This window comes from bacterium (genome assembly GCA_016789445.1).
In the GTDB taxonomy this organism is placed as follows: domain Bacteria; phylum Patescibacteriota; class Minisyncoccia; order Phycocordibacterales; family UBA2100; genus UBA10103.
This window is the reverse complement of sequence record JAEUQT010000004.1, coordinates 1-4,773: the sequence shown is the minus strand read 5'-3', so window position 1 is coordinate 4,773 and position 4,773 is coordinate 1. Positions and strand designations below refer to the sequence as shown.

Here is a 4,773-nt window from a genome sequence, read left to right as displayed (position 1 = left end):
TGCCCGCGGACTCTAGTTTTTGAGAGGCTATAATCTACGCATGACCCCCGCGGGCCTTTTTTTCCTTGTATGAGATCGCGCTTCGTCCTGCGTGTCCGCATCCTTTCGCTCTTCGCCGTCCTCGGGGCGATCTTCCTTCTCACACGTCTCTATTTCATACAGATCGTCCACGGAGAGGAATACGCACGCGAAGGGCAGGGACAGTATATGGAAGCGGCGGGCGAGGAAGCCCCGCGCGGGGACATCTTCTTTACCAAGAAAGACGGCGAGCGTGTCGCCGCGGCGGTCATGCAGAACGGCTGGCGCATCGCCATCAACCCCAAGAACATCGAAGACCCCGAGCGCGCCTACTCGCAGCTTTCGGCTGCTGCGGCGAGCCTCGAGAAGGAGCGGTTCCTCAAGAGCGCGACCAAGAAAGACGATCCGTATGAGGAAGTCGCATTCAAGCTGACCGACGATGAGGCATCGGCGGTGCGGCGCGAGGAATTGCCGGGTGTGATCACGGTGCGTGATGAATGGCGTTTCTATCCGGCCGGTTCGTTGGCAGCGAACACGCTCGGCTTCGTGGGCTACATGGGCGACAAGCGACAGGGTGTCTATGGATTGGAGCGGTACTACGAAGACATCCTGCGCCATGACAGCGGCGGCCTCTATGTGAATCCGTTTGCGGAGATCTTCTCGAATGTGCAGGCATTCGTCACCGCTGATCCGATGTCGCAGAAGGGAAGCATCATCACGGCACTGGAACCGGCAGCGCAGCAGAAACTCGAAGGTACCTTGAAGACCGTGATGGAGACGTACAGCCCGAGGATCGCGGGCGGCATCGTCATGGATCCGAAGACAGGAGAAATCGTCGCGATGGCGGTCAATCCATCATTCGATCCGAACCAGTACAATCTCGTCGAAGACGCGCGCTCGTATGCGAACCCGTTGGTAGAGAACCGCTATGAAATGGGTTCCATCGTGAAGCCGCTTACCGTGGCGGCAGCCATCGATGCGGGCGCCATTACGCCGAAGACGACCTATGAGGACCGCGGATGCATCACGAAGACCGGTTACAAGCTCTGTAACTTCGACTTCAAGGGCCGCGGCGTCGTCGACATGCAGCAGGTGCTCTCGCAATCACTCAACACGGGCGTCTCGTTCGCGGTCGATAAGATGGGGAATCATACATTCGGCGAGTACGTGAAGAAATTCGGTTTGGGCGAGGAGACCGGTATCGATCTTCCGGGCGAGATCGCCGGCAACATCGACAACCTCTACGTGCAGGGGGCAGCGGATGTCGACTTCGCCTCGGCATCGTTCGGCCAGTCGATCGCTATCACGCCCATCGAGATGATCCGCGCGCTTGCCGCCCTCGCCAACGAGGGACGCTTGCCCGAGCCGCATATCGCGACGGCGGTGCGAAACGAAGCGGGCATCGAGCGCAAGTTCGCCTTTGCCGACCAGCAGCAGGTCTTGAAGCCGGAGACGGCGGAGACGGTGACCAACATGCTCATCAATGTGTACGACGATGCGCTTCTCGAGGGTGTCTTGAAGCAGGAACACTATTCCATCGCCGCGAAGACGGGTACCGCGCAGATCGCGAATCCGGGCGGCGGCGGCTATTACACCGACCGTTGGCTCCACTCGTTCTTCGGCTACTTCCCGGCGCATGATCCGAAGTTCATCGTGCTTCTCTATGCCGTCGAGCCGCGGGGCGAGATGTACGCCTCACGCACGCTTGCGCGTCCATTCGATGAGCTGGCACGATTCCTCATTAATTACTTCGATATACCGCCCGATCGGTAATGTATGAAAAAACGTCGCAATCCGTTCAAAAAATACTACTACCTCGCAACGCTTATTCTCGTGTTCTGCGTTCCGACATCAGTAGCGGCATACGCTCTTTCCGATGTCGTGAAGATTGATGAGCTAGTGCCATTCATCGTGCTCGTTACGATTATCGGAAGCATCTGGGATGTGTGGGCGACCCGTCATGGCAAGAGTGATCGCGTATGGCTGTGGCAATTCCATCCGGCACAGACGCTCGGCTACCGTATATTCGGTCTTCCCGTCGAAGAATATCTTTTTTACATAGCGAGTAGCGTGTATGTCATCTATATGTGGGAAGGAATGAAACTGATGGCGCGATACGGTACGAGTGAAGCCTATATTATGGTGTTTGGTCTCGGAGCGTGGTCATTGGGTGCTATTCTTGCGCCGTATCTGTTCCGAAGCAAAGGAGACAGAATCATTAATTAACAAGCCCCGCACATCGTGCGGGGCTTTTCTTTTAAGGAGCAGCGTCTTTTGCGGCGCGAAGGGTATCGTGTCCGCGCGGATCCTTGTACGAGATCCAGAACCCGCTCTCGCCGACGATCAGGGTGATCGACATGCCTTTCTGGATATACAGTGCGGCACACGAAACCTGCATACGACGGCCGTCATCGAACTGCACGATGATGTTGTCGCTGCTTTCCTTGTAGATAACGGTGGCTTTCGTCTCGCCTTTCGGTAGCTCAGATGCGTCCATGGCACACCTCCTACCGAAACCATAGAGCGAAAATTCACAGGCGGCAAGTCTACCTTTGCCGTTTTGTCGATTACAATACGGGGACGATATGCATGCATTCCTGAGGAAGACGGTCGTCGCGATACTCACGGCCGAGGCGCAGCTCCTCCTCAAGCGCAAGAACCCGAAGATCATCGCGGTGACCGGCAGTGCGGGGAAGACCTCGACCAAGGATGCGATCTTCTGCGTGCTTTCCGAAAACGGCCGCTTCGTGCGCAAGAGCGAGAAGAGCTATAACTCCGAGCTCGGCGTGCCGCTCACCATCCTCGGACTCGAGAGCGGATGGGGGTCGGCGTGGCGTTGGCTTCTCAATATCGTGTACGGATTCATGGCGGCAGTTTCGCGCGCACCCTATCCGGATTGGCTCGTCGTCGAAGTCGGGGCCGACAGGCCGGGGGATATACGCACGATCGCCAAATGGCTCCGTCCGGACGTTGCCGTCATCACCTCCATTCCGGATATCCCGGTGCACGTCGAATATTTCAATTCGCCGCATGCGCTCGCCGAAGAGAAGAAGCGTCTTGCAGAACACCTGAAGCACGACGGCATCCTCATCATCAACGGCGATGAGGTGCATACGCAGCGCATCCTTGAGGAATATCGTGAGATATCGACCAGCTTCGGCTTCGACGGCTTCAATGCGTTCGTCGCTGCGGATGCAGGCATCCAGTATCAGGACAAGCATCCGGTCGGCATGCATTTCTATTCGGAACATTCCGGCTCGCGCATCGAAGTGAGCGTCTTCGGCGCGCTCGGCAAGCCGCGTATCTACAGCGCGCTCGCCGCGCTCGCCGTCGCGGAAGTCGCGGGCATCGCACAGGAATCCGCCGCAGAAGCATTGGCGCGTTGGGCACCGCCGCCGGGCCGCATGCGATTGCTTGACGGGGTCCGCGGCTCGCTCCTCATCGACGATACCTACAACTCCTCGCCGGCTGCGGCGATGTCGGCGCTCGATACCCTGAAGGAATTGAAGGGCTTCAAGCGCAAGATCGCGATCTTGGGAGATATGCTCGAGCTCGGTCGCTTCTCGAAGGAGGCGCACAAACAGATAGGCGAGCACGCGACGAAATGCGCCGACATGCTCATCACGGTGGGCTTCCGCGCGAAGGGTATCAGCGAAGCAGCGCTGGACATCGGCATGCCGGAGGCGCAGCTGCGTCAGTACGATCAAGGTGAGAGCGTGCGTGCGGGGCAGGAGATCGAACACGATCTCGACTCCGATACCGTCGTCCTCATCAAGGGCTCGCAATCGATGCGTATGGAGAAGACCGTCTTCGAACTCATGCAGGACCCGATGAAAGCCGAGAAGCTCTTGGTACGCATGGATCCGGACTGGAAACTGCGCTAGCCGGTCTTGATGATCCGCACCTGCGTGATATGGTGCATCTGGACAAAACGAAAGGAGAATACCCTGATGGCTCGTCTCATCAGTTCTATCGCTACGAAACCCCGGCATCCCATCGAGCAGGCCCGTATCGACGCAGCGCGGAAGTTCCATATCGGGCAGGATGTCTATACCTTTGCGAATCGCAACGGCAAGAAGCGTTACGGAAAGGTGAAGGAGATCGATCATTCGACAGGAATCATTACGATCGCGAGCGGCAGCAGGACACAGCGGTTCGCGGCGGATTTCGTCGAGAAGAATGACTAAAGAAACGGCCAGTCGCATGCGACTGGCCGTTCATTGTATGTAGACGCGGAATGACATGCTTACCCGCGCATCTGCTTTCATAAGCGAGCGGATGAGCGAGATATTCAGCCTGCTGCGCGCCGTTTCCTCGCGGTCGTACAGACGTATGCCGCGATCGGAAGGAGCGATGGCCCCTTCGCCGAGGGAGAGTCGCTCTCCGGCAAGATAGCCGCCACGACTCAGCATCGGTACTACGCGTAGCTCGCCGAACGCATGCATGATTCCGTGAGGGACATGGATACCCAGCATGAACGACGTTCCCGGACCATGCTTCAGATGTAGGGTAGAGATATCGGCGTCATGGATGTGCAGGTACCCGTTTCCCAGGAAGATGTCCTCGAATGTCCGTGCCATGGCACCTCCTTTCCTCCTGCGGGAATACTGCGTCCTCTTCACCATAAATGCAAAGCGCGCCTTTGAGGCGCGCTTTGCTCTGGTGATGTATTAGCCCACTTCGCACGAACCCATTTTACCAAAGATTGCTGAACGCCGCCCGCCGCCTCGCAGACTCGGCGGCAACCCCGAAAAG

At 57.7% G+C, this 4,773-nt stretch carries 6 protein-coding genes; 4 read left to right on the top strand and 2 right to left on the bottom strand.

Features of this window, described 5'->3' with window-relative positions; genetic code table 11:
* The first annotated feature begins 69 nt into the window (after nt 1-69).
* The gene (locus JNK62_04765; protein ID MBL8158818.1) at nt 70-1,791 is read left to right on the top strand and encodes a penicillin-binding protein 2; all 1,722 of its coding nucleotides are present in this window, start codon (nt 70-72) and stop codon (nt 1,789-1,791) included.
* Between the two features lie 3 nt (nt 1,792-1,794).
* The gene (locus JNK62_04760; GenBank protein ID MBL8158817.1) at nt 1,795-2,244 is read left to right on the top strand and encodes a lycopene cyclase domain-containing protein; all 450 of its coding nucleotides are present in this window, start codon (nt 1,795-1,797) and stop codon (nt 2,242-2,244) included.
* Between the two features lie 31 nt (nt 2,245-2,275).
* Here JNK62_04760 and JNK62_04755 read toward each other — a convergent pair whose 3' ends face one another.
* The gene (locus JNK62_04755) at nt 2,276-2,515 is read right to left on the bottom strand and encodes a hypothetical protein (protein ID MBL8158816.1); all 240 of its coding nucleotides are present in this window, start codon (nt 2,513-2,515) and stop codon (nt 2,276-2,278) included.
* A gap of 88 nt (nt 2,516-2,603) precedes the next feature.
* Here JNK62_04755 and JNK62_04750 point away from each other — a divergent pair, with 88 nt between their 5' ends.
* Together JNK62_04750 and JNK62_04745 are read left to right on the top strand one after the other, a co-directional pair.
* A complete protein-coding gene (locus tag JNK62_04750; protein ID MBL8158815.1) occupies nt 2,604-3,902 on the top strand; it encodes a UDP-N-acetylmuramoyl-tripeptide--D-alanyl-D-alanine ligase in 1,299 nt (432 codons plus the stop codon).
* 66 nt (nt 3,903-3,968) lie between these two features.
* Entirely contained in the window at nt 3,969-4,205 is a 237-nt protein-coding gene (locus JNK62_04745; protein ID MBL8158814.1) for a hypothetical protein, read from the top strand.
* Nucleotides 4,206-4,235: 30 nt separating this feature from the next.
* On the opposite strand, the gene JNK62_04740 is transcribed toward JNK62_04745, so the two are convergent.
* Nucleotides 4,236-4,598, bottom strand: a complete 363-nt coding sequence (locus tag JNK62_04740) for a hypothetical protein (GenBank protein MBL8158813.1) — start codon at nt 4,596-4,598, stop codon at nt 4,236-4,238.
* Nucleotides 4,599-4,773 lie beyond the last annotated feature (175 nt).

Coding starts and splice junctions, on each gene's coding strand:
- JNK62_04755 (MBL8158816.1), bottom strand. CDS start 2,515: ATGGACGCATCTGAGCTACCGAAAGGCGAGACGAAAGCCACCGTTATC.
- JNK62_04740 (MBL8158813.1), bottom strand. CDS start 4,598: ATGGCACGGACATTCGAGGACATCTTCCTGGGAAACGGGTACCTGCAC.
- JNK62_04745 (MBL8158814.1), top strand. CDS start 3,969: ATGGCTCGTCTCATCAGTTCTATCGCTACGAAACCCCGGCATCCCATC.
- JNK62_04750 (MBL8158815.1), top strand. CDS start 2,604: ATGCATGCATTCCTGAGGAAGACGGTCGTCGCGATACTCACGGCCGAG.
- JNK62_04760 (MBL8158817.1), top strand. CDS start 1,795: ATGAAAAAACGTCGCAATCCGTTCAAAAAATACTACTACCTCGCAACG.
- JNK62_04765 (MBL8158818.1), top strand. CDS start 70: ATGAGATCGCGCTTCGTCCTGCGTGTCCGCATCCTTTCGCTCTTCGCC.